The organism is Acidovorax sp. Root219 (genome assembly GCF_001428665.1).
Classification (GTDB): domain Bacteria; phylum Pseudomonadota; class Gammaproteobacteria; order Burkholderiales; family Burkholderiaceae_C; genus Acidovorax.
Window position 1 is genome coordinate 142,951 of the sequence record NZ_LMIJ01000001.1, and the last position, 18,368, is coordinate 161,318.

Below are 18,368 nucleotides of genomic sequence, written 5' to 3' on the forward strand. Positions count from 1 at the left end.
CCAAAAAGCAGAAGCAACCAAAACCAACAATCAAGGCCTCAACAAACCAGCAAACTCCAACGCCGCCCGACTCCGAGAAGCCCCCTTGCGCCACAAAATCCCCGCATGCCGCACCATCCCCGGCGAATGCAGATTGATCGAGTGCAGATCCGCCGCCTGCAAGGCAGCACGTTCAGGCGCAATGCTCGCCAGATCCCCCCACCGGCACACATCAAGCAAGCCCTCCACCGACTCCATCTCCACCCGAACCAAAGGCACCACCCCAGCAGCCCGCAGGCTCTCATCAATCAGGCGCCGCGTAGTGAACGCCCGCGGCAACATGGCCAGCGGCACCCCAGCCAGGTCCTTCAGGGCCAGGGTACGCCGCCGCGCCAACGGGTGGGCCCGGTTCACCACCAGCTGCAGCCGCTCCTCGAACAGCGGCTCGGTCTCGATCTCGTCGCGCTCGGTGGGATAAAAGGCGATTCCCACGTCGAGCTGCCCCTCCACCAATTGCTCCTCGATGGGCCCGGCCCGCAGGTCACGCACCACCACGTTGACACCCGGGTACGCGCTGCTGAAGGCCGCCACCGCCGCCGGCACCAGGGTGTGCAAAAAGGTCGGGATCACACCCACGGTGAGGACACCCGACTGCAGCGCCCCCATGTCGGCCAGCGCCATGCGGCCGGCCTCGATCTCCTGCAGCGCGCGTGCCGCGTAGGTGCGAAAGGCCACCCCCGCCTGCGAGAGCTTGAGCCCCCGGCCCAGCCGATCGAACAGGGCCACGCCCAGCTCTTGCTCCAGCTGGCGCAGGCCATGCGACAGCGTGGACTGCGTGACGAACAGGTTCTGCGCCGACTGTGTCAGGTGCTCGGTGCGTGCGATGTCGAGGAAATAGCGGAGCTGGCGGATTTCCATGGTGGAACCCTCCCGAGGGAAACGGATATTCATCGATGATATCGAACGATGCATTGCAAATGAATCATTGGATTTGCAGGCGGGCAAAAACTAAGCTTCGCCTTGAACCCATGTTTCCCCCATCGACCGAAGGCCCGCCCCCATGAACAACCACCCCGGTGGTTTCACCATCGAGCGCATCGAAGCGCGCATCCTGGACATCCCCACCATCCGCCCGCACAAGCTCTCGTTCGGCTCCATCAGCCGCCAGAGCCCGGTCATCGTGCAGCTGTGGCTGGCCAATGGCGCCTGCGGCTTCGGCGAGGCGGCCACCATCGGCGGCCCCTCGTGGAACGAGGAGTCGCCCGAGAGCATCCACCACGCCATCACCCAGTACCTGGCCCCGGCCCTTCTGGGCCAGGGAGCCGGCGGCTTCGAAGCCGCCCTGGCGCGCATGGACAAGGCCTGCAAGGGCAATGCCTTTGCCAAGAGCGCCGTGGAAATGGCCCTCATCGATGCTGTGGCACGCACCCTGGGCCTGCCCGCCTGGCAGTTGCTGGGCGGCAAGGTGCACGCCAGCCTGCCCTTGGCCTGGACCCTGGCCAGCGGCCATGTGGAGCGCGACCGGGAGGAAGCCCAGTTGCGCCTGGAGCAGCGCCGCCACCACATCTTCAAGATGAAGATCGGCGCCAACACCCCGGCCGACGACGTGGCCCATGTCACGCAGATCGCACGCGGCCTGCAAGGCCGTGCCACGCTGACGGTGGATGTGAACCAGGCCTGGGACGGCAACACCGCGCGCCGCTACCTGCCGCAGCTGGTGGAAGCCGGCGTGACGCTGATCGAGCAGCCCGTGGCCCACTGGAACATCGAGGCCCTGAAGGGCCTGACCGCTGCGCTGGGACGCGACGCCCTGATCATGGCCGACGAAACCGTGTGCACCCCGCAGGACGCGATGGCCCTGGCGCGCGGCCAAGCCTGCCACGTGTTCTCACTCAAGGTGGCCAAGCACGGCGGCCTGCTGCGCACGCGCAAGGTGGCGGCGATTGCCGAGGCGGCGGACATCGGCTGGTACGGCGGCACCATGCTGGAAACCTCGCTGGGCAGCGCCGCATCGGCCCACGTGTTCTCCACCCTCACGGGCCAGCACCATGGCTGCGAACTGTTCGGCCCGCAACTGCTGGTGGACGACATCGTGGAAACCCAGATGCCAATTGCCGACTTTGCCTTGCAACTGCCCGACGGCCCGGGCTTTGGAGTGCAAGTGTCGCTCGCGCAGCTCGACCGCTTCGACCGTGCCCGCGAAGGCAAGGCGCCCATCCACATCGACCTGGGCCGCCAGGCCACCACCGTTTAAGAAAGAAGGAGAACCCCGCAATGCTGTTCCTCGTCCGCATGGATGTGCACATCCCCCACGACCTGCCCGCCGACCAGGCCAACGACATCAAGGCCCGCGAAAAGGCCTATTCGCAGGACCTGCAGCGCGACGGCCGCTGGCCCCACATCTGGCGCGTGGTGGGCGAGTACGCCAACTACAGCGTGTTCGACGTGGCCTCCAACGACGAGCTGCACCAGTTGCTGCAGGGGCTGCCGCTGTTCCCGTTCATGAAGATCTCGGTGACGCCGCTGGCACGGCATCCCTCGGCCATCTGACACCCCCACCCAGAAGAATCGGAGACAAGTGATGATGAAACGACAACAAGTGCTCGGGCTGCTGACCGCCGCCATGGCGCTGGCTGCCTGGCCCGCCGCACAGGCCCAGGCACCAGGCGCCAACTGGCCGAACAAGCCCATCCGCTGGGTCGTGCCCTTCCCACCCGGCGGCGCCATGGATGCGATTGCCCGCACGCTGGGCGAGAAGGCCGGCCAGGCGCTGGGCCAGCCCTTCGTGATCGAGAACAAGGCCGGCGCGGGCGGCAACATCGGCGCCGAGTTCGTGGCCAGGCAGCCGGCCGATGGCTACACGCTGATGATCACCTCCATCGGCATGGCCACCAACAAGCCGCTGTACGGCAAGCTGTCGTACGACCCCATCAAGGACTTCGCCCCGGTGAGCCTGCTGGCCGTCGTGCCCAACGTGCTGGTGACCAATGCCACCCAGCCCGACGTGAAGACCGCCGCCGACGTGATCGCCGCCGCGCGCAAGGCGCCGGGCAAGCTCACCTACGGCTCGGCCGGCAACGGCACCTCCATCCACCTGGCGGGCGAGGTGTTCAACTCGCTGGCGCAGATCGACATGCTGCACATCCCCTACAAGGGCAGCGGCCCGGCCGTGGCCGACCTGCTGGGCGGGCAGATCAACTACATGTTCGACAGCATCACCTCGGCGCGACCGCATATCCAGTCGGGCAAGCTGCGCGCCCTTGGCGTGACCACGGCCAAGCGCTCGGCCACCCTGCCGGGCGTACCCACCCTGGCCGAAGCCGGCCTGCCGGGCTACGAGGTTTCGCCCTGGTTCGCGGTGTTCATGCCGGCGGGCACGCCCGCGCCCATCGTCAACAAGCTCAACGCCGCCCTGCGCGATGCGATGAAGCAGCCCGACGTGGTGGCCCGCTTCGAGACCATCGGCGCCGAGCCCGTGGGCTCCACGCCCACCGAACTCGCCAAGCACCTGGCGCGCGAATCCGAGCGCTGGGCGAAATTGATTGCCGAGCGCGGTATCAAGCTGGATTGATTGACCCCGTCCCCCCGATTTCCACCCATCCATTCCCACAGAGGAGACAAAAACATGGCAGAACTCACCCAGGCGCAATTGCTGGAGTTGGTCAACACCAAGAAGATCGCCCCCGGCAACCCCCGCGTGCGCCAGCTCACCGAGCGTATCGTCACCGACCTGTTCAAGACCATAGACGAACTCGACGTGACCCCCGACGAATTCTGGGCCGCCACGGCCTGGCTCACGCGCCTGGGTGCCGCGGGCCAGACGGGCCTGATCACGGCCGGCCTGGGCTTCGACCGCCTGCTCGACATCCGCGCGGACGAGGCCGACCAGAAGGCCGGCCGCGAGGGCGGCACACCGCGCGCCATCGAAGGCCCGCTGTTCGTGGCCGGTGCACCCACGTCCAAGGTGGAAGTGCGCGTGGACGAAGGCGAGCCCAAGGGCGAGGTGTTTGTGATGCAGGGCCAGGTGTTGGACCTGCAGGGCAAGCCTGTGCCGAACGCCATGGTGGATGTCTGGCATGCCAACGAGCAAGGCGGGTACTCGCATTTCTTCCCGGGCATGCAGCCGTATGAGCTGCGCCGGCGCATCGAGACCGATGCCGAGGGCTTCTACCGGTTCCGAAGCTTTCTGCCGCCGGGTTATGCCATCCCGCCCACGGGTCCCGTGGCTGAACTTTTCGCTGCCTTGGGCCGCCATGGCCAGCGCCCCGCGCACATACACTTCCTGGTGGCAGCGCCCGGCATGCGCACGCTGACCACGCAGGTCAATATCCCGGGTGACAGCTATATCGACGATGACTTCGCCTTTGCCACGCGCGACGGGCTGATCGTGTCGCTGGAGCGCAATGTGGCGCCCAAAGGCTATGAGTCACTGGGCATCACCGCGCCGTTCACGCGCTCGGTGTTCAACTTCGTACTGCCCAGGGCCGCCAGCGAGGACGAAGCCCTGCCGCTGACCCGCATGGAGCGGGTGGCTGCGCCGGGCTGATCCCCCAACCGCGCCATGCCAGGCTGCCCCCGCGAGAGGGCGGCCTTTTTGCGTTGGTGCAGGCCCTGGCCTGCACCACCCGCGCCGCAGGAGAAACCCCGTGGCGCCAGCAGGCGCCATGGCGCACGATACTTGCATACGCCCCCCAGCCCAGCTGTGGGGGCGGAATGCTGGAGACCCCCACTTGGCCAATCCCCTCTCGCTGCTGCGCTTCAACGCCGACACCGGCCACATCTGGCTCGACGAGCAGCGCATGCTGCTGCTGCACGCCCGCGCGCTGGCCGCCCTGCGCAAGGAGCTGTTCGACTCCCTGGGTGTGGAGCGCGCGCGCGGCCTGCTGATCCGCATGGGCTTTGCCTCGGGCCAGCGCGATGGCGAACTGGCCGTCAAGCAGCGGCGCGCCGGCCTCAAGACGCAGGAGGCCTTTCTGCTCGGCCCGCAACTGCACTCCATCGAGGGTGTGGTCTCGGTGGAGATGGTGCAGCTCGAGATCAACCTGGCGCAGGGCCACTTCTACGGCGAATTCCTGTGGACCAACTCCTGGGAGGACGAGGTCAACATCAGCGACTTCGGCTTTGGCGACGACCCCGCCTGCTGGACGCAGATCGGCTATGCCTCGGGCTACACCAGCACCTTCATGGGCCAGCTCGTGGTCTACAAGGAGGTGGAGTGCCGCAGCCAGGGCGATGCGCTGTGCCGCATCGTCGGCCAGGTGGCAGAGCGCTGGAACGACGATGCCTACGTGGCCTACTTCCAGCCCCAGCCTTTTGCCGCGCAGCTGATCGACTACCAGATCGGCCTGGACCAGTTGCGCAGCGTGCAGGCGCGCCGGCGCTACGACAGCAAGCTGGTGGGCGTGTCGCCGGGTTTTCGCGAGGCCTTCGAGCTGCTCAGCCGCGCGGCCGACAATGCCATCACCGTGCTGCTGCTGGGCGAAACCGGCGTGGGCAAGGAGGTCTTTGCGCGCTGGCTGCACGAGAACGGGCCGCGCGCCAAGGGCCCGTTCATCGCCGTGAACTGTGCGGCCATACCGCATGAGCTGATCGAGGCCGAACTCTTCGGCGTGGAAAAGGGCGCCTACACCGGTGCCCACCTGGCGCGGGCCGGGCGCTTTGAGCGGGCCCACGGCGGCACCCTCTTTCTCGACGAGATCGGCGACCTGCCGCTGGCCGCTCAGGTGAAACTGCTGCGCGCCCTGCAGACCGGCGAGGTGGAGCGCCTGGGCGCCGAGCACAGCGTGCCGTTCGACACGCGCATCGTCGCTGCCACCAACGTGAACCTGCAACAGGCCATGCAGGCCGGGCGCTTTCGCGCCGACCTGTTCTACCGCCTCAACACCTTTCCCATCACCATACCGCCGCTGCGCGAGCGCACGGCCGACATTCCGGCGCTGGTGGAGCGCTTCGTGGAGCGCTACGCCGAGCTGTACCGCAAGAAGGTGCTGGGCCTGACCGACAAGGCCATGCGCGCGGTGCTGGGCCACCCCTGGCCCGGCAATATCCGCGAGCTGGAGAACGTGATGGAGCGCGCCGTGCTGCTGGCGCCGGACAACGGCTTCATCGAGGCATCGCACCTGTCGGGCGTGGCGCCACCGGCCCAGGGCGGGCAGCTCGACGGGCACGGCGCCGTGACCCGCGCGCAGACCGACGCCATCGACGGCATCTGCGCCGAGGTACTGGACCGCAACGTCGACCTGGCCCGGCTGGAGCAGCGCCTGCTGCAGACCGCGCTGCAGCGCGCGGGTGGCAACCTGTCGCAAGCGGCGCGCATCCTGGGCATCACCCGACCGCAACTGGCCTACCGGCTGAAGAAAGAAGGCGTTCCCACGGCCTGATCCGGCCCGGGGCATGCCCCCTGAGCCTCACCCATCCCCCCTGCAGAGTGCCCCACCGGGGCCGCCGCGCATGGGCAGCCGCAGGCACGCGCGCACTTCACCATTTGATCAAGCTGCACCGCAGCAATTGACGATTTAAGGCTTCAGGAAAACCCTTGCGCCAGGGCACCTGGGCAGGCGCACCCCATGCAAATCAAGGGCTTGCGTGCGCTGGCACAGCGATTGCCCTTCTTACACCGTCCGGGCCCCTGGCCCCTCTTCGATTGGTGTAGTGAACAAATGACCCAAACCCACGACATGACCCCACCGGCATCGGCCAGCGAGATGGGCGGCCTGCCCTGCTACGTGCGGGTGACCGGCACGCTGGAGCAGCGCTTCGTCGCGTTCGAGTTCGCCATCGGCGACCCCGAGCTGGCCGTGGAGCTGGTCCTGCTGTTCGACCAGTTCCACGCCTTCTGCGCGCAGCACCAGGCCATCCACCTCGATGCCGAAGAGGGCGCGCGGCTGGACTACGAGCGCCTGAAGTGGCGCTTCGGCGCGCCCGGCATCGACCACTGACACACATCCCCACCCACAACCACAGCACCAGGAGACAACACGATGCATGTCGACATCCAGACCACCAGCGTCAAGCCGATCAGGCAGACGTTCTCATTCATTGCCCGCCGTCTGGGCGCGGACAAACCGGCGTCGCGCTACCAGGAGGCGACCATCGACATGCAGCCGGAGGTCAACTTCCACTACCGGCCGCTGTGGGAACCCGAGCGCGCGCTGTACGACAAGCGCCGCACGGCCATCGTGATGCAGGACTGGTACGCCTTCAAGGACCCGCGCCACTTCTACTACGGCGTGTACGTGATGGCCCGCGCCAAGCAGCAGGACGCGACCGACAGGCAGTACGAGTTCGTGGAAAAGCGCCAGTTGCTCACCCAGCTCGACGCGGCCACGCGCCAGCGCATCCAGTCCGCGCTGGTGCCGCTGCGCCACTACGAGTGGGGCGCCAACATGAACAACGGCTTCATCACCGCCTACGGCTGGGGCGCCGCGATCACGCAGGCCACCCAATTCGCCACCATGGACCGCCTGGGGATCGCCCAGTACCTCACGCGAGTGGGGTTGATGCTGGACACCAACGGCGAGGCCGCCCTCGACCAGGCCAAGGAGGACTGGCTGCATGCCCCCGACTGGCAGGGCGTGCGCCGCCTGATGGAGAACCTGTTCGTCACCAAGGACTGGTTCGAGGTGTTCGTGGCGCAGAACCTGGTGTTCGACGGCCTGCTGTACCCGCTGGTCTACCGCCACCTGGAGGCGGACCTGAACCCGGGCACCGGCAACGCCCTGTCGATGCTGACCGGCTTCATGAACGACTGGTACGACGAGACCACCCGCTGGGTGGACGCCACCGTGAAGACCGCTGCCGAGGAATCGCCGGCCAACGCAGCGCAACTCACCGCGTGGATCGGCACCTGGCGCACCGAGATCCTGCGCGCCCTGGCACCGCTGGCCAGTGCCGCACTGGGCGCCGATGCGGGTGCCGCCGCACTGGCCCAGGCCGACCAGGCCCTCGCTGCGCGCATCGCCAAGCTGGGCCTGCGCGCCTGACCCCTCCCACGAAAGCCCCCCATGAGCACCACCACCACGGCCGCATCTACCGCCATGCAGGACCGCCCCAGCGTCTTCATCGCCCTGCAGACCAACGACGAGACGCGCCAGATCATCGACGCCATCCTGGCCGACAACCCGCTGGCCACCGTGGCCGAGTTCCCGGCCATGGTGAAGATCGACGCGCCCGGGCAGATCGTCATCCACCGCAGCTCGGTGCAGGACCGCATGGGCCGCGACTGGGACGTGCAGGAGCTGCACCTGAACCTGATCTCGCTGTCCGGAAACATCGACGAGACGGACGACGCCTTTCGCCTCACGCGCGGCGAGACGGCCTGACGCCCAGCCCCTGCCCTGCCCCACTTCACCTTCAGGAGACACCATGAACCAGAACAACAACACCGCCAGCAGCGCCCGCCGCCTGGGCATCAAGGAAAAGTACGCGCTGATGACGCGCAGCCTGGGCTGGGACACCACCTACCAGTCCATGGACGACGTGTTCCCCTTCGACCAGTTCGAGGGCATCAAGATCCACGACTGGGACAAATGGGAGGACCCGTTTCGCCTGACCATGGACGCGTACTGGAAGTTCCAGGGCGAAAAGGAGAAGAAGCTCTACGCCATCATCGACGCCTTCGCGCAGAACAACGGCCAGTTCAACATCACCGATGCGCGCTACGTCAACACCCTGAAGCTGTTCCTGACGGGCGTGTCGCCGCTGGAGTACGCGGCGCACCGCGGCTACGCCATGGCCGGGCGCTCGCTGCGCGGCGTGGGCGCGCGCATCGCCTCGCAGATGCAGTCCATCGACGAACTGCGCCACGCGCAGACGCAGGTGCACACCATCAGCCACTACAACAAGTACTTCAACGGGCTGCACGACTTTCACCACATGCACGACCGGCTGTGGTACCTGTCGGTGCCCAAGTCCTACTTCGACGATGCGATGACGGCGGGGCCGTTCGAGTTCATCACCGCGATCTCGTTCTCGTTCGAGTACGTGCTCACCAACCTGCTGTTCATGCCCTTCATGAGCGGCGCGGCCTACAACGGCGACATGGCCACCGTGACCTTCGGCTTCTCGGCCCAGTCGGACGAATCGCGCCACATGACGCTGGGCCTGGAGGTGGTCAAGTTCATGCTGGAGCAGGACCCGGACAACCTGCCCATCATCCAGAAGTGGGTGGACAAGTGGTTCTGGCGCGGCTACCGCCTGCTCACCCTGGTGGGGATGATGATGGACTACATGCTGCCCAAGCGCGTGATGAGCTGGGCCGAGGCGTGGGAGATGTATTTCGAGAAGAACGGCGGCGCTCTGTTCCAGGACCTGGCGCGCTACGGCGTGAAGGTGCCCAAGTACGCAGACGTGGCCAAACTGGAGAAGGAGCACATCACCCACCAGGCCTGGGGCATCTTCTACAACTACACCCAGGCTGCGGGCATCCACACCTGGATCCCCAACGACGAAGAGATGGACTGGCTGGCCGCCAAGTACCCCAACACCTTCAACCAGTACTACCGCCCCCGCCTCGAACATTTGCGCGAACAGGAGAAGGCCGGCAAGCGCTGGGTGAACAACAGCCTGCCCATGCTGTGCCAGATCTGCCAGATCCCCATGGCGTTCACCGAGATGGACAACCCGACCAAGATCGCGGCGCGCGAATCGACCTACCACGGCATGAAGTTCCACTTCTGCTCCGACGGCTGCAAGGACGTGTTCGACGGCGAGCCCGAGAAGTTCCAGCAGGCCTGGCTGCCCGTGCACCAGATCTACCAGGGCAACTGCTTTCGCGAAGGCACTGACCCCACCCAGCCCGGCTTCGACCCGCTGGCCGAGGTGCTGGCCTGGTACCACCTCGATACCAGCGCAGATACCGGCGAATACAACACCAGCCCCGACCGCGCCAACTGGGAGCGCTGGACCGGCCGCAGCCACCTGCCCGCAGGTGAGTCCCCTGCCGCGCCAGCCAAGGCGGCCTGACCCCCATCAAAAGAGGAGAACCCGACATGCCCGTCATTGCATTGCAACCCGGCTACACAGGCGAGGTGGCCGATGCCGAAGCGAATTTCCACGGCAACCGCCTGCTCTACATCGGCTGGGAAGACCACCTGATGTTCTGCTCGCCCGTGTGCCTGCCCCTGCCCGCAGCCATGCCCTTTGGCGCCCTGGTGAGCGACGTGCTGCCCGGGGTCTACGGCAGCCACCCCGACTTTGCGCGCATCGACTGGAGCCAGGTCGAATGGCGCGACTCGGGCAAGCCGTTCACGCCCAACCAGGCCTTGTCGCTGGCCGACAACGGCCTGGTGCACAAGTCCTTCATCCAGCTGCGCACGCCAGGCCTTGCCGGCATTGCGGGCTCGGGCTCGTGAGGTGAAGGCCATGGGCTACCAGATCACGATCGAGCCGCTGGGCCAGACGGTGGAGATCGCCGAGGGCCAGACGGTGCTGGACGCCTGCCTGCGCGCCGGCGTGTGGATACCGCACGCCTGCTGCCACGGCCTGTGCGCCACCTGCAAGGTGCAGGTGCTGGACGGCGAGTTCGAGCATGGCGAGGCCTCGCCCTTCGCGCTGATGGACTTCGAGCGCGACGAGAACAAGGTGCTGGCCTGCTGCGCCACGCCGCAGTCCGACCTGGTGATCGAGGCCGAGGTGGACGAAGACCCCGACGCCCGTTACCTGCCCCTGCAGGACTTCCTCGGCCAGGTGGTGCGCCGGGAGATGCTCACGCCCACCATCCTGGGCCTGTGGCTGCAGCCGGACCGGGCCATCGACTTCCAGGCCGGGCAGTACGTGATGCTGCAGGTGCCCGGGGTGCAGGGCGCGCGCGCCTTCTCGATCGCCAGCGCGCCGGGCGATGCGCTGATCGAGCTGCACATCCGCAAGGTGGAGGGTGGCCCCGCCACCACCTGGCTGCACGGGCAGGTGAAGGTGGGCGACCGCCTGGAGCTCGCCGGCCCTTTCGGCCGCTTCTTCGTGCGCAAGTCAGCCACGCGCCGGGCGATCTTCGTGGCAGGCGGATCCGGCCTGTCGAGCCCCAAGTCCATGGTGCTGGATCTGCTGGCCGAAGGCGCCGGCTACCCGATCACCCTGTTCCACGGCGCACGCAACCGGCAGGAGCTGTACTGTGCCGAGCTGTTCGAGGCGCTGGCCGTGCAGCACGCCAACTTCCGCTACGTGCCGGTGCTGTCGGCCAACGACGACGCCAGTTGGGCCGGCGCCACCGGCTACGTGCACCAGGCGCTGCAGCAGCACCTGGGCAACGACTTTCGCAGCAGCAAGGCCTACCTGTGCGGGCCGCCGCCCATGATCGAAGGCTGCATCGCCACGCTGATGCAGGGCCGCCTGTTCGAGCCCGACATCTACACCGAGAAGTTCTTCACCGCGGCCGACGCCAGCGCCCCGGCACGGCGCAGCCCGCTGTTCAAGAGCCTGTGAGCGCCACCCCCCACCTTCACCCACCCACAAGGAGACAACCCCATGGCTGAATTCACCCCATCCCAGTTGCTCGAACAGGTCAACACCCGGCAGATCGCCCCGGGCAACGCCCGCGTGCGCCAGCTCACCGAGCGCATCGTCACCGACCTGTTCAAGACCATCGACGAGCTCGATGTGACCCCCGACGAGTTCTGGGCCGCCACGGGCTGGCTCAACCGCCTGGGCGCTGCCGGCCAGGCGGGCCTGATCACCGCAGGCCTGGGCTTTGACCGGCTGATCGACATCCGCGCCGACGAAGCCGACGAGCGCGCCGGTCGCGCTGGCGGCACCCCACGTGCCATCGAAGGTCCCCTCTTCGTGGCCGGCGCTCCCACCTCCAAGGTCGAGGTGCGCGTGGATGAGGGCGAGCCCAAGGGCGAAATCTTCATCATGGAAGGCCAGGTCCTGGACCTGGATGGCCAACCCGTTCCCCACGCGATGGTGGACGTCTGGCATGCCAACGAGAAAGGCGGCTATTCGCACTTCATGCCCGGCATGCAGCCCTACGAGCTGCGCCGCCGCATCGAGACCGATGCCAAGGGCTTCTACCGCTTTCGCAGCTTTTTGCCACCGGGTTATGCGATCCCGCCCGTGGGTCCGGTACATGAGCTGTTTGCCTTGCTCGGCCGCCATGGCCAGCGGCCCGCGCATATCCACTTTCTGGTGGCCGCCCCCGGCATGCGCACGCTGACCACGCAGGTGAACATTCCGGGCGACAGCTACATCGATGATGACTTCGCCTTTGCCACGCGCGACGGGTTGATCGTTTCGCTGGAGCGCAATGTGGCGCCTGCGGGCTACGAATCCCTGGGCATCACCGCGCCATTCACGCGCTCGGTGTTCAACTTCGTGCTGCCCAGGGCGGCCAGCGCGGAAGAGGCCCTGCCGCTCACGCGCATGGAGCGCGTGGCCACGCCGGGCTGACGGTGTGCTGCGGGGCTACACGCCCCGTGGCAAACCCAGCGCCGCCATCTCCTGCGACACCCCTTCCCACGCCACATCGAACGCCGGCACGCTGCGCTCCGGGGGTACGGCATTCGCCCGCAGGGCCCAGTGGGCGCCCGCGACCACACTGTCGATCACGGGCACGCCTACCTGGGACTGCACGGCCGCCGCCATGCCGGCCAGGCCCGCGCCGCCCAGGATGACGGACTGCACGCCCATCTGGCGCACCACGTCGCGGCAGGCCTGGGCCAGCAGCGCACGCGCAGCCACGGGGTCGGCGGCGAGTTGGGCGCCGGTGGGGGCCACGGTGTGGATGCCGGCCAGCGAATGGGCATGGCCCAGGGCCTGGGCCAGGCGCTGCAGCATGGGGCCCCAGCGCTCGCCGCCGGTGACGATGGCGTAGCGGCCGTGGCGTGCGGCTTCGATGAAAGAAGCTTCGGCCAGGCCGGTGACAGGCACGGGACTGCTTTCGCGCAAGGCCATGAGGCCGGGGTCGCCGAAGCAGCCGATCAGCACAGCGCTGGGTGCCGAGGACTGGGTAGACAAGTCGAGCGCCCAGGCATCGAGCGCGGCATGCGCGGCCACGGCGTAGCTGGCCTCGCAGGCGATGTAGGGGGCGCCAAAACGTGCGGTGGCCGTGCGCACCACCACATGCGATCCTGCGGCTGCCTGCACGTGCTGCTGCAGCAAGGCGCTGACCTTGGACGAGGTATTTGGGTTGATGACCAGCAGGTGGCGCATGCCGTTCAGCCCGCCATTCCCAGCAGGCTCATGAGATCCGGCGCCTCGCTTGCGGGCGGGGTGAACTCCAGCTGCGACTCGATGCGCGCCAGGTGGTCGAGCATGCGGCGCGCTGCCTCCTTGGGGTCGCGCAGGCGGATGGCGTCGATCAGCGCGCGGTGTTCGCGGCAGCCGCAGGCGGTCGCCTCCTCGCGCTCGCGGGCATGGCTGGGGCTGTAAGTCATGAGGATCAGCGAGGTGCGCGAAACCAGCTCGCGCAGTATGCGCCCCAGCGTCTGGTGGCCTGCGGCCTGCGCGATGTGCAGGTGGAAGTCGCCCGACAGGCGAATGGCGCGGCGCATGTCGCCGCTGGCGCGGGCGGCCTCCTCATCGTCGATGCAGGTGCGCAGCGCGGCGATGTGCGCATCCGTCGCGTTGGCGATGAACAGCTCCACCAGGCGCGGCTCCAGCAGGCGGCGGGCCTCGAAGACTTCGAGCGCCTCCTCGGGCGTGGGCTGGGCGATGGAGGCGCCGCGGTTGGGCGTGAGCGTGACCACCTGCTCGTTGGCCAGGCGCACCAGCACCGGCCGCACGCGCGTGCGCGACACGCCGAAGGCGGCCGCCAGCTTGTCCTCCACCAGCTTGGTGCCCGGCGGCAGGCGGTGGTCGAGGATGGCCGAGACCATGCGCTCGTACATATCGTTGTCGCTGAGCAGGCCGCCCGTGGCTGCAGCACTGTCGGCAGGCAGGTCGGCGGGCTCGGGGGATGTGGCCGCAACAGCACGGCGCCGGGGCTTGGGGGCGGCGGTCATGACGGAATCGTCGGCACGGATGCGCATGGAAGTCTCATGGCGTGCGGCTCAGCCGGCCCGACCTTTCTTGCGCTGGCCCAGCGCCCACACCAGCGCCAGCGTGATGCCCATGACCACGAACGACACCACGGTGGTCAGCGTACCCAGCGCGTAGATGGACGGCGTGGTCACCGTGCTGGTCAGGCCCTGCAGCTCCAGCGGCAGCGTGTTCACGTCGCCGATGGCCTGCGAGGTGCGGGCGATCTCGTCCCAGCTCAGGGTGAAGCCGAACATGCCGATGCCCACCACCGAGGGCGCGATCAGCGGTAGCACCACGTGGGCAAAGCCCTGCCAGGGGGTGGCGCCCAGGTCACGCGCGGCTTCTTCATACGCCGGGTTGAAGCGGTTGAACACCGCGAACATGATGAGCAGGCCGAACGGCAAGGTCCAGGTCAGGTGCGCGCCCAGGGCCGAGGTGAACAGGCCCAGCGAGGTGCCGTAGCCCTCCAGCGTGCTTTCCATGCCCAGCCATTCGAGGGCGGCCTTGATGCCGTTGTCGATGAGCCGGAACTCCAGCCCGATGCCCAGCGAGACGATGATGGACGGCATGATCAGGCTGGCCACCACGATGAAGAACAGCGTGTTGCCCCCCGCCAGCCGCTTGCGAAAGGCCAGGCCGGCCAGCACCGACAGCACCACCGTGCACAGCATCACCGCCACGCCCAGGCCGAGCGAGCGCCACAGCGCCGCGCCGATGTCCACCACGCCCAGCCCCTCGGCCAGCTTGTAGAACCAGTGCAACGAGACGCCGCGCATGGGGAAGGTCAGCCCGCCCTCGGGGCCCTGGAAGCTCAGGATGAAGATGACGAACATGGGCCCGTACATGAACAGCACGAACAGGCTGAACACGATGGCCAGCAGCCAGAAGCTGGCGGGGCGGGATTCGCGGATGCGGGCTTTCATGCGGGTGTCCTGTGGAGGTTGTCGGCAGCGTGGGGGTTCACAGCTCTTTGCGGATGTCGACCAGGCGCGTGAGGCCCCAGATGATCATCAGCACCACCGCCAGCAGAATCACGGCATTGGCTGCAGCCAGGGGGAACTGCAGGTACGAGGTCTGCACCTGGATGATCTTGCCGATGGAGGCGATCTGCTGCCCGCCCATCACGCCGATGGTGACAAAGTCGCCCATGATGATGGTGATCACGAAGATCGAGCCGATGATGATGCCGGTGCGCGAGAGCGGGACGATCACGTTCCACAGCGTCTGCCAGCCGCTGGCGCCGCTGTCGCTGGCCGCCTCGATGAGGCTGCGGTCGATGCGCATCATGCTATTGAAGATGGGCACGATCATGAACATGGTGTACAGGTGCACGAAGGCCAGCACCACCGAGAAGTCCGAGAACAGCAGCCACTCGATGGGCTGATCGACCATGCCCATGCTGATCAGGCTCTGGTTCACCAGGCCATTGCGCCCCAGGAGCGGCACCCACGAGATCATGCGGATCACGTTGGAGGTCCAGAACGGAATGGTGCACAGCACGAACAGCAGCGTCTGCATGCCCGAGGAGCGAATGTGGAAGGCCAGGAAATAGGCCACGGTGAAGCCGATCACCAGCGTGATCAGCCACACGAGAAAACTGAACTTGAGCGTAGAGTAATACGTCTTGAGCGTGACGCACAGGCCCTCCGACGCATCGCCACAGCCCGCAAAGATCGAGATGTAGTTCTTGAACGTGAAGCCGGGCAAGAGCTCGTACTCGTTGAAATCCCAGAAGCTGACCATCACGATCAGCGCCAGCGGAATGAGGAAGAACAGCGCGAACACCAGCGTGAACGGCGCGGCCTGCCACCAGGCGGCAATGCCGCGCCCGGGGGCGGCGCTCGATGGCAGAGACGGTGTGGTGGTGGTGCTCATGGTGTCTTGGAATAACCTGTGAAAGCCCTGCGCCGCGCGCAGGGCATGCCGCCCCCGCTCGGGGCAGCGGGGCACGCCCTGGCGGGCGTGACGGCCCCTCTTATGCAGCTACAAATTCATTCCATTTCTGGACCATGTAGTTGTTTTCGTCCATCAGTGCGTTCCAGCAGGCGATGCCGCCCATGCGCGACTCGTAGCTGCCGCCGTCGCGCACCGCGCCGGTCTTGGCCAGCACGTCACCATTGGGGCTCTTGATGTCCTGCGTGGCGGGCTTGCCTTCCATCCAGTAGGCCCACTCGTAGGCTTCCATCTTGGACTTGGCGGTCTCCAGCACGGCGCTGTAGTAGCCCTGGCGGTTCAGGTAGGCACCGGCCCAGCCATCGAGGAACCAGTTGATGAACTCGTACGCGCCGTCGAGCTTGCGACCCGACAGCGTGGCCGGCAGGCCGAAGCCGGCGGCCCAGGCGCGGTAGCCTTCCTTCAGGGGCTGGAAGTTGCAGGCAATACCCTTGGTGCGCACGGCCGTGACGGCCGGGCTCCACATCGACTGGATCACCACTTCGCCCGATGCCATCAGGTTCACCGACTCGTTGAAGTCCTTCCACAGCGCGCGGAACTGGCCCTGCTTCTTGGCCTCGATCAGGGTCTTGATCGTGAGATCGATCTCCTTCTTGGTCATGTTGCCCTTGTCGGGGTACTTGTAGATACCCATGGCCTCGACCACCATGGCGGCGTCCATGATGCCGATGGAGGGGATGTTCAGGATCGCGGTCTTGCCCTTGAACTCGGGGTTGAGCAGCTCGGCCCAGGAGTTGATGGGGCGCTTGATCAGGTCGGGGCGAATGCCCAGCGTGTCGGCGTTGTACACGGTGGGGATCAGCGACATGAACTGCGTGGGCGCCGTCGCGAACTTCTTGGACTTCTCGCCCTCCAGGTAGATCACCTTCTTGGGCGCGGTGCCCTGGTCGCCCACGGCCTTGCCGGCCACCATGCCGTTGGTGAACAGCGTGGTGATCTTGTCGGCGTTCTTGATGCGCTTGGTGTCGATGCCCTTGAGGTTGCCGGTGGGCACGATCTTCTTGAGCGAGAAGTATTCGGTGTCGATCAGGTCGAAGCTGTTGGGCGCGGTCACGGCGCGCTTGGTCACGTCGTCGGTGGTCACGGCCACGTACTGGATCTCGATGCCGGTGTCGGCCTTGAACTTCTCGGCAATCGCCTTGTCCTGGTTCACGGCCGTGCCCAGGTAGCGCAGCACGATCTTTTCCTGCGAATGGACGGCCGGGAACACGCCAGCGGCCAGGATGCCCGCCGTGCCCTTGAGCAGCGAGCGGCGCTGCACGCCGGTGGCGTCAGAGGCAACAGCGGGGGAATCGGCACGAGAGTCGTCGGACATGGGAGAGCTCCTTGGTTTACAAAGTGGAGGGGTGGAAACAGCGGACAACGAAAGAATGAGAAAAACTCAGGCAGGCACGGCCTGGGCATTAACCGTCGCCACGGGCGCGGGCACAGGTGCCGCCTGCGGGGAGAGGGGATGGGCCTGCTCGGGCGTCCAATGCAACTGCACCGCCTGCCCCACCGCATAGGGCTGTGCGGCAAAAGCGGCTTCGGAGACCATCACCGAATACGCCGCCGTGGCATTCGCCGACAGGGCCACGCCCTGCTTTTGCAGGCCCAGCAGCACGTAGGTGCCCTGGTACTCCACGTCAGTCACCACGGCCTGCATGTGCAGGGCGCCCCAGGGCAGCGGCGTGCCCTGCGGCAGCACCTGCAGGTGGTCAGTACGCACGCCGACCTTGCCACCCTCCGTATCGATCACGTTGTGGCCGCCCATGAAGCGCGCCACGAACTCGCTGGCGGGCCGGTTGTAGACCTCGTGCGGTGAGCCCACCTGCTCGATCACGCCGTGGTTCATCACCACCATGGTGTCGGCCAGGGCCATGGCCTCTTCCTGCGAGTGGGTCACATGGATGAAGGTCAGGCCCAACTCCTTTTGCCAGCGGCGCAACTCGGCACGCATCTGGATGCGCAAGAAGGGGTCCAGCGCCGACAAGGGCTCATCGAGCAGCAGCACGCGCGGCTGGGTGATCAGGGCGCGGGCCAGCGCCACGCGCTGCTGCTGCCCGCCCGAGAGCTCGGCCGGCTTGCGCTCGGCCAGGTGGCCCATGGCCACGCGCTCCAGCAGATCCCGCGCCTTGGCCTGGCGCTCGGCCTTGGCCACGCCCTTCATCTTGAGGCTGAAGGCCACGTTGTCCAGAGCCGAAAGGTGCGGGAACAGCGCGAAGCTCTGGAACATCATGGCCGTGCCGCGCGCGGCGGCGGGCAGGTCGGTGATGTTGCGGTTTTCGAGCAATATGTCGCCGCTGGTCACTGATTCGTGCCCGGCGATCATGCGCAGCGTGGTGCTCTTGCCGCAGCCCGAAGGGCCCAGCAGGCAGCAGTAGCTGCCGCTGGCGATACGCAGGTCGATGGCGTCCACGGCGGGCTTGCCGCTGGCGTAGCGCTTGGTGAGCGCCACGATCTCGATGGCGGCCGGGGGCTGGGCAGGCGTGGTGTCTTGCATG

At 66.8% G+C, this 18,368-nt stretch carries 19 protein-coding genes; 12 read left to right on the plus strand and 7 right to left on the minus strand.

Annotation, left to right across the window (positions count from 1 at the left end; translation table 11 throughout):
- Positions 1 to 30 precede the first annotated feature (30 nt).
- Positions 31 to 897 carry a transcriptional regulator CynR gene (cynR, locus tag ASE28_RS00655; RefSeq protein WP_057264323.1) on the minus strand — a complete coding sequence of 289 codons (867 nt, stop codon included), beginning with the start codon at positions 895 to 897 and terminating at the stop codon, positions 31 to 33.
- 142 nt (positions 898 to 1,039) lie between these two features.
- Between cynR and ASE28_RS00660 the strand changes: the two genes are divergently transcribed.
- The 12 genes from ASE28_RS00660 to ASE28_RS00715 all read left to right on the plus strand — a co-directional run bounded on the left by ASE28_RS00660 (position 1,040) and on the right by ASE28_RS00715 (position 12,360).
- Complete coding sequence (locus ASE28_RS00660; protein ID WP_057263780.1) at positions 1,040 to 2,233, plus strand: muconate cycloisomerase family protein; 1,194 nt, start codon at positions 1,040 to 1,042, stop codon at positions 2,231 to 2,233.
- Between the two features lie 20 nt (positions 2,234 to 2,253).
- Entirely contained in the window at positions 2,254 to 2,529 is a 276-nt protein-coding gene (catC, locus tag ASE28_RS00665) for a muconolactone Delta-isomerase (protein WP_057263782.1), read from the plus strand.
- A gap of 34 nt (positions 2,530 to 2,563) precedes the next feature.
- Positions 2,564 to 3,550, plus strand: a complete 987-nt coding sequence (locus tag ASE28_RS00670; RefSeq protein ID WP_157421792.1) for a tripartite tricarboxylate transporter substrate binding protein — start codon at positions 2,564 to 2,566, stop codon at positions 3,548 to 3,550.
- Between the two features lie 54 nt (positions 3,551 to 3,604).
- On the plus strand, positions 3,605 to 4,525 hold the full coding sequence (locus ASE28_RS00675; protein ID WP_057263786.1) for a dioxygenase: 921 nt from the start codon (positions 3,605 to 3,607) through the stop codon (positions 4,523 to 4,525).
- Between the two features lie 184 nt (positions 4,526 to 4,709).
- Positions 4,710 to 6,359, plus strand: coding sequence for a sigma-54-dependent Fis family transcriptional regulator (locus tag ASE28_RS00680; protein ID WP_057263788.1), 1,650 nt, complete (start codon positions 4,710 to 4,712; stop codon positions 6,357 to 6,359).
- Positions 6,360 to 6,638: 279 nt separating this feature from the next.
- Positions 6,639 to 6,917 carry a phenol hydroxylase subunit gene (locus ASE28_RS00685; protein ID WP_082607801.1) on the plus strand — a complete coding sequence of 93 codons (279 nt, stop codon included), beginning with the start codon at positions 6,639 to 6,641 and terminating at the stop codon, positions 6,915 to 6,917.
- A gap of 42 nt (positions 6,918 to 6,959) precedes the next feature.
- Entirely contained in the window at positions 6,960 to 7,961 is a 1,002-nt protein-coding gene (locus ASE28_RS00690) for an aromatic/alkene monooxygenase hydroxylase subunit beta (RefSeq protein ID WP_057263790.1), read from the plus strand.
- A 21-nt stretch (positions 7,962 to 7,982) separates the two neighbouring features.
- Positions 7,983 to 8,300, plus strand: a complete 318-nt coding sequence (locus tag ASE28_RS00695; RefSeq protein WP_057263792.1) for an MmoB/DmpM family protein — start codon at positions 7,983 to 7,985, stop codon at positions 8,298 to 8,300.
- A 43-nt stretch (positions 8,301 to 8,343) separates the two neighbouring features.
- Positions 8,344 to 9,942: an aromatic/alkene/methane monooxygenase hydroxylase/oxygenase subunit alpha gene (locus tag ASE28_RS00700; protein WP_057263795.1), complete on the plus strand. Its 1,599-nt coding sequence runs from the start codon at positions 8,344 to 8,346 to the stop codon at positions 9,940 to 9,942.
- A 26-nt stretch (positions 9,943 to 9,968) separates the two neighbouring features.
- Positions 9,969 to 10,331, plus strand: a complete 363-nt coding sequence (locus tag ASE28_RS00705) for a phenol hydroxylase subunit P4 (protein WP_057263796.1) — start codon at positions 9,969 to 9,971, stop codon at positions 10,329 to 10,331.
- Between the two features lie 10 nt (positions 10,332 to 10,341).
- Positions 10,342 to 11,397, plus strand: coding sequence for an NADH:ubiquinone reductase (Na(+)-transporting) subunit F (locus ASE28_RS00710; protein WP_057264327.1), 1,056 nt, complete (start codon positions 10,342 to 10,344; stop codon positions 11,395 to 11,397).
- A 42-nt stretch (positions 11,398 to 11,439) separates the two neighbouring features.
- Entirely contained in the window at positions 11,440 to 12,360 is a 921-nt protein-coding gene (locus ASE28_RS00715) for a dioxygenase (protein ID WP_057263798.1), read from the plus strand.
- A gap of 15 nt (positions 12,361 to 12,375) precedes the next feature.
- Here ASE28_RS00715 and ASE28_RS00720 read toward each other — a convergent pair whose 3' ends face one another.
- The 6 genes from ASE28_RS00720 to ASE28_RS00745 form a co-directional block, all read right to left on the minus strand.
- Positions 12,376 to 13,122 carry an aspartate/glutamate racemase family protein gene (locus ASE28_RS00720; protein WP_057263800.1) on the minus strand — a complete coding sequence of 249 codons (747 nt, stop codon included), beginning with the start codon at positions 13,120 to 13,122 and terminating at the stop codon, positions 12,376 to 12,378.
- Between the two features lie 5 nt (positions 13,123 to 13,127).
- Positions 13,128 to 13,940, minus strand: a complete 813-nt coding sequence (locus tag ASE28_RS00725) for a GntR family transcriptional regulator (RefSeq protein ID WP_057263802.1) — start codon at positions 13,938 to 13,940, stop codon at positions 13,128 to 13,130.
- A 21-nt stretch (positions 13,941 to 13,961) separates the two neighbouring features.
- On the minus strand, positions 13,962 to 14,855 hold the full coding sequence (locus tag ASE28_RS00730) for an ABC transporter permease (protein WP_057263804.1): 894 nt from the start codon (positions 14,853 to 14,855) through the stop codon (positions 13,962 to 13,964).
- Positions 14,856 to 14,892: 37 nt separating this feature from the next.
- On the minus strand, positions 14,893 to 15,807 hold the full coding sequence (locus tag ASE28_RS00735; RefSeq protein ID WP_057263806.1) for an ABC transporter permease: 915 nt from the start codon (positions 15,805 to 15,807) through the stop codon (positions 14,893 to 14,895).
- 100 nt (positions 15,808 to 15,907) lie between these two features.
- Complete coding sequence (locus ASE28_RS00740) at positions 15,908 to 17,200, minus strand: PotD/PotF family extracellular solute-binding protein (RefSeq protein ID WP_057263808.1); 1,293 nt, start codon at positions 17,198 to 17,200, stop codon at positions 15,908 to 15,910.
- A 66-nt stretch (positions 17,201 to 17,266) separates the two neighbouring features.
- Positions 17,267 to 18,367, minus strand: a complete 1,101-nt coding sequence (locus ASE28_RS00745; RefSeq protein WP_057263809.1) for an ABC transporter ATP-binding protein — start codon at positions 18,365 to 18,367, stop codon at positions 17,267 to 17,269.
- Position 18,368 lies beyond the last annotated feature (1 nt).

Excerpts from the sequence above, each read along its gene's own strand:
- ASE28_RS00675 (WP_057263786.1), top strand. The coding sequence starts at position 3,605 with ATGGCAGAACTCACCCAGGCGCAATTGCTGGAGTTGGTCAACACCAAG.
- ASE28_RS00745 (WP_057263809.1), bottom strand. The coding sequence starts at position 18,367 with ATGCAAGACACCACGCCTGCCCAGCCCCCGGCCGCCATCGAGATCGTG.
- ASE28_RS00695 (WP_057263792.1), top strand. The coding sequence starts at position 7,983 with ATGAGCACCACCACCACGGCCGCATCTACCGCCATGCAGGACCGCCCC.
- ASE28_RS00735 (WP_057263806.1), bottom strand. The coding sequence starts at position 15,807 with ATGAGCACCACCACCACACCGTCTCTGCCATCGAGCGCCGCCCCCGGG.
- cynR (WP_057264323.1), bottom strand. The coding sequence starts at position 897 with ATGGAAATCCGCCAGCTCCGCTATTTCCTCGACATCGCACGCACCGAG.
- catC (WP_057263782.1), top strand. The coding sequence starts at position 2,254 with ATGCTGTTCCTCGTCCGCATGGATGTGCACATCCCCCACGACCTGCCC.
- ASE28_RS00715 (WP_057263798.1), top strand. The coding sequence starts at position 11,440 with ATGGCTGAATTCACCCCATCCCAGTTGCTCGAACAGGTCAACACCCGG.
- ASE28_RS00720 (WP_057263800.1), bottom strand. The coding sequence starts at position 13,122 with ATGCGCCACCTGCTGGTCATCAACCCAAATACCTCGTCCAAGGTCAGC.
- ASE28_RS00700 (WP_057263795.1), top strand. The coding sequence starts at position 8,344 with ATGAACCAGAACAACAACACCGCCAGCAGCGCCCGCCGCCTGGGCATC.
- ASE28_RS00690 (WP_057263790.1), top strand. The coding sequence starts at position 6,960 with ATGCATGTCGACATCCAGACCACCAGCGTCAAGCCGATCAGGCAGACG.
- ASE28_RS00740 (WP_057263808.1), bottom strand. The coding sequence starts at position 17,200 with ATGTCCGACGACTCTCGTGCCGATTCCCCCGCTGTTGCCTCTGACGCC.
- ASE28_RS00685 (WP_082607801.1), top strand. The coding sequence starts at position 6,639 with ATGACCCAAACCCACGACATGACCCCACCGGCATCGGCCAGCGAGATG.
- ASE28_RS00725 (WP_057263802.1), bottom strand. The coding sequence starts at position 13,940 with ATGCGCATCCGTGCCGACGATTCCGTCATGACCGCCGCCCCCAAGCCC.
- ASE28_RS00670 (WP_157421792.1), top strand. The coding sequence starts at position 2,564 with ATGAAACGACAACAAGTGCTCGGGCTGCTGACCGCCGCCATGGCGCTG.
- ASE28_RS00730 (WP_057263804.1), bottom strand. The coding sequence starts at position 14,855 with ATGAAAGCCCGCATCCGCGAATCCCGCCCCGCCAGCTTCTGGCTGCTG.
- ASE28_RS00710 (WP_057264327.1), top strand. The coding sequence starts at position 10,342 with ATGGGCTACCAGATCACGATCGAGCCGCTGGGCCAGACGGTGGAGATC.
- ASE28_RS00705 (WP_057263796.1), top strand. The coding sequence starts at position 9,969 with ATGCCCGTCATTGCATTGCAACCCGGCTACACAGGCGAGGTGGCCGAT.
- ASE28_RS00660 (WP_057263780.1), top strand. The coding sequence starts at position 1,040 with ATGAACAACCACCCCGGTGGTTTCACCATCGAGCGCATCGAAGCGCGC.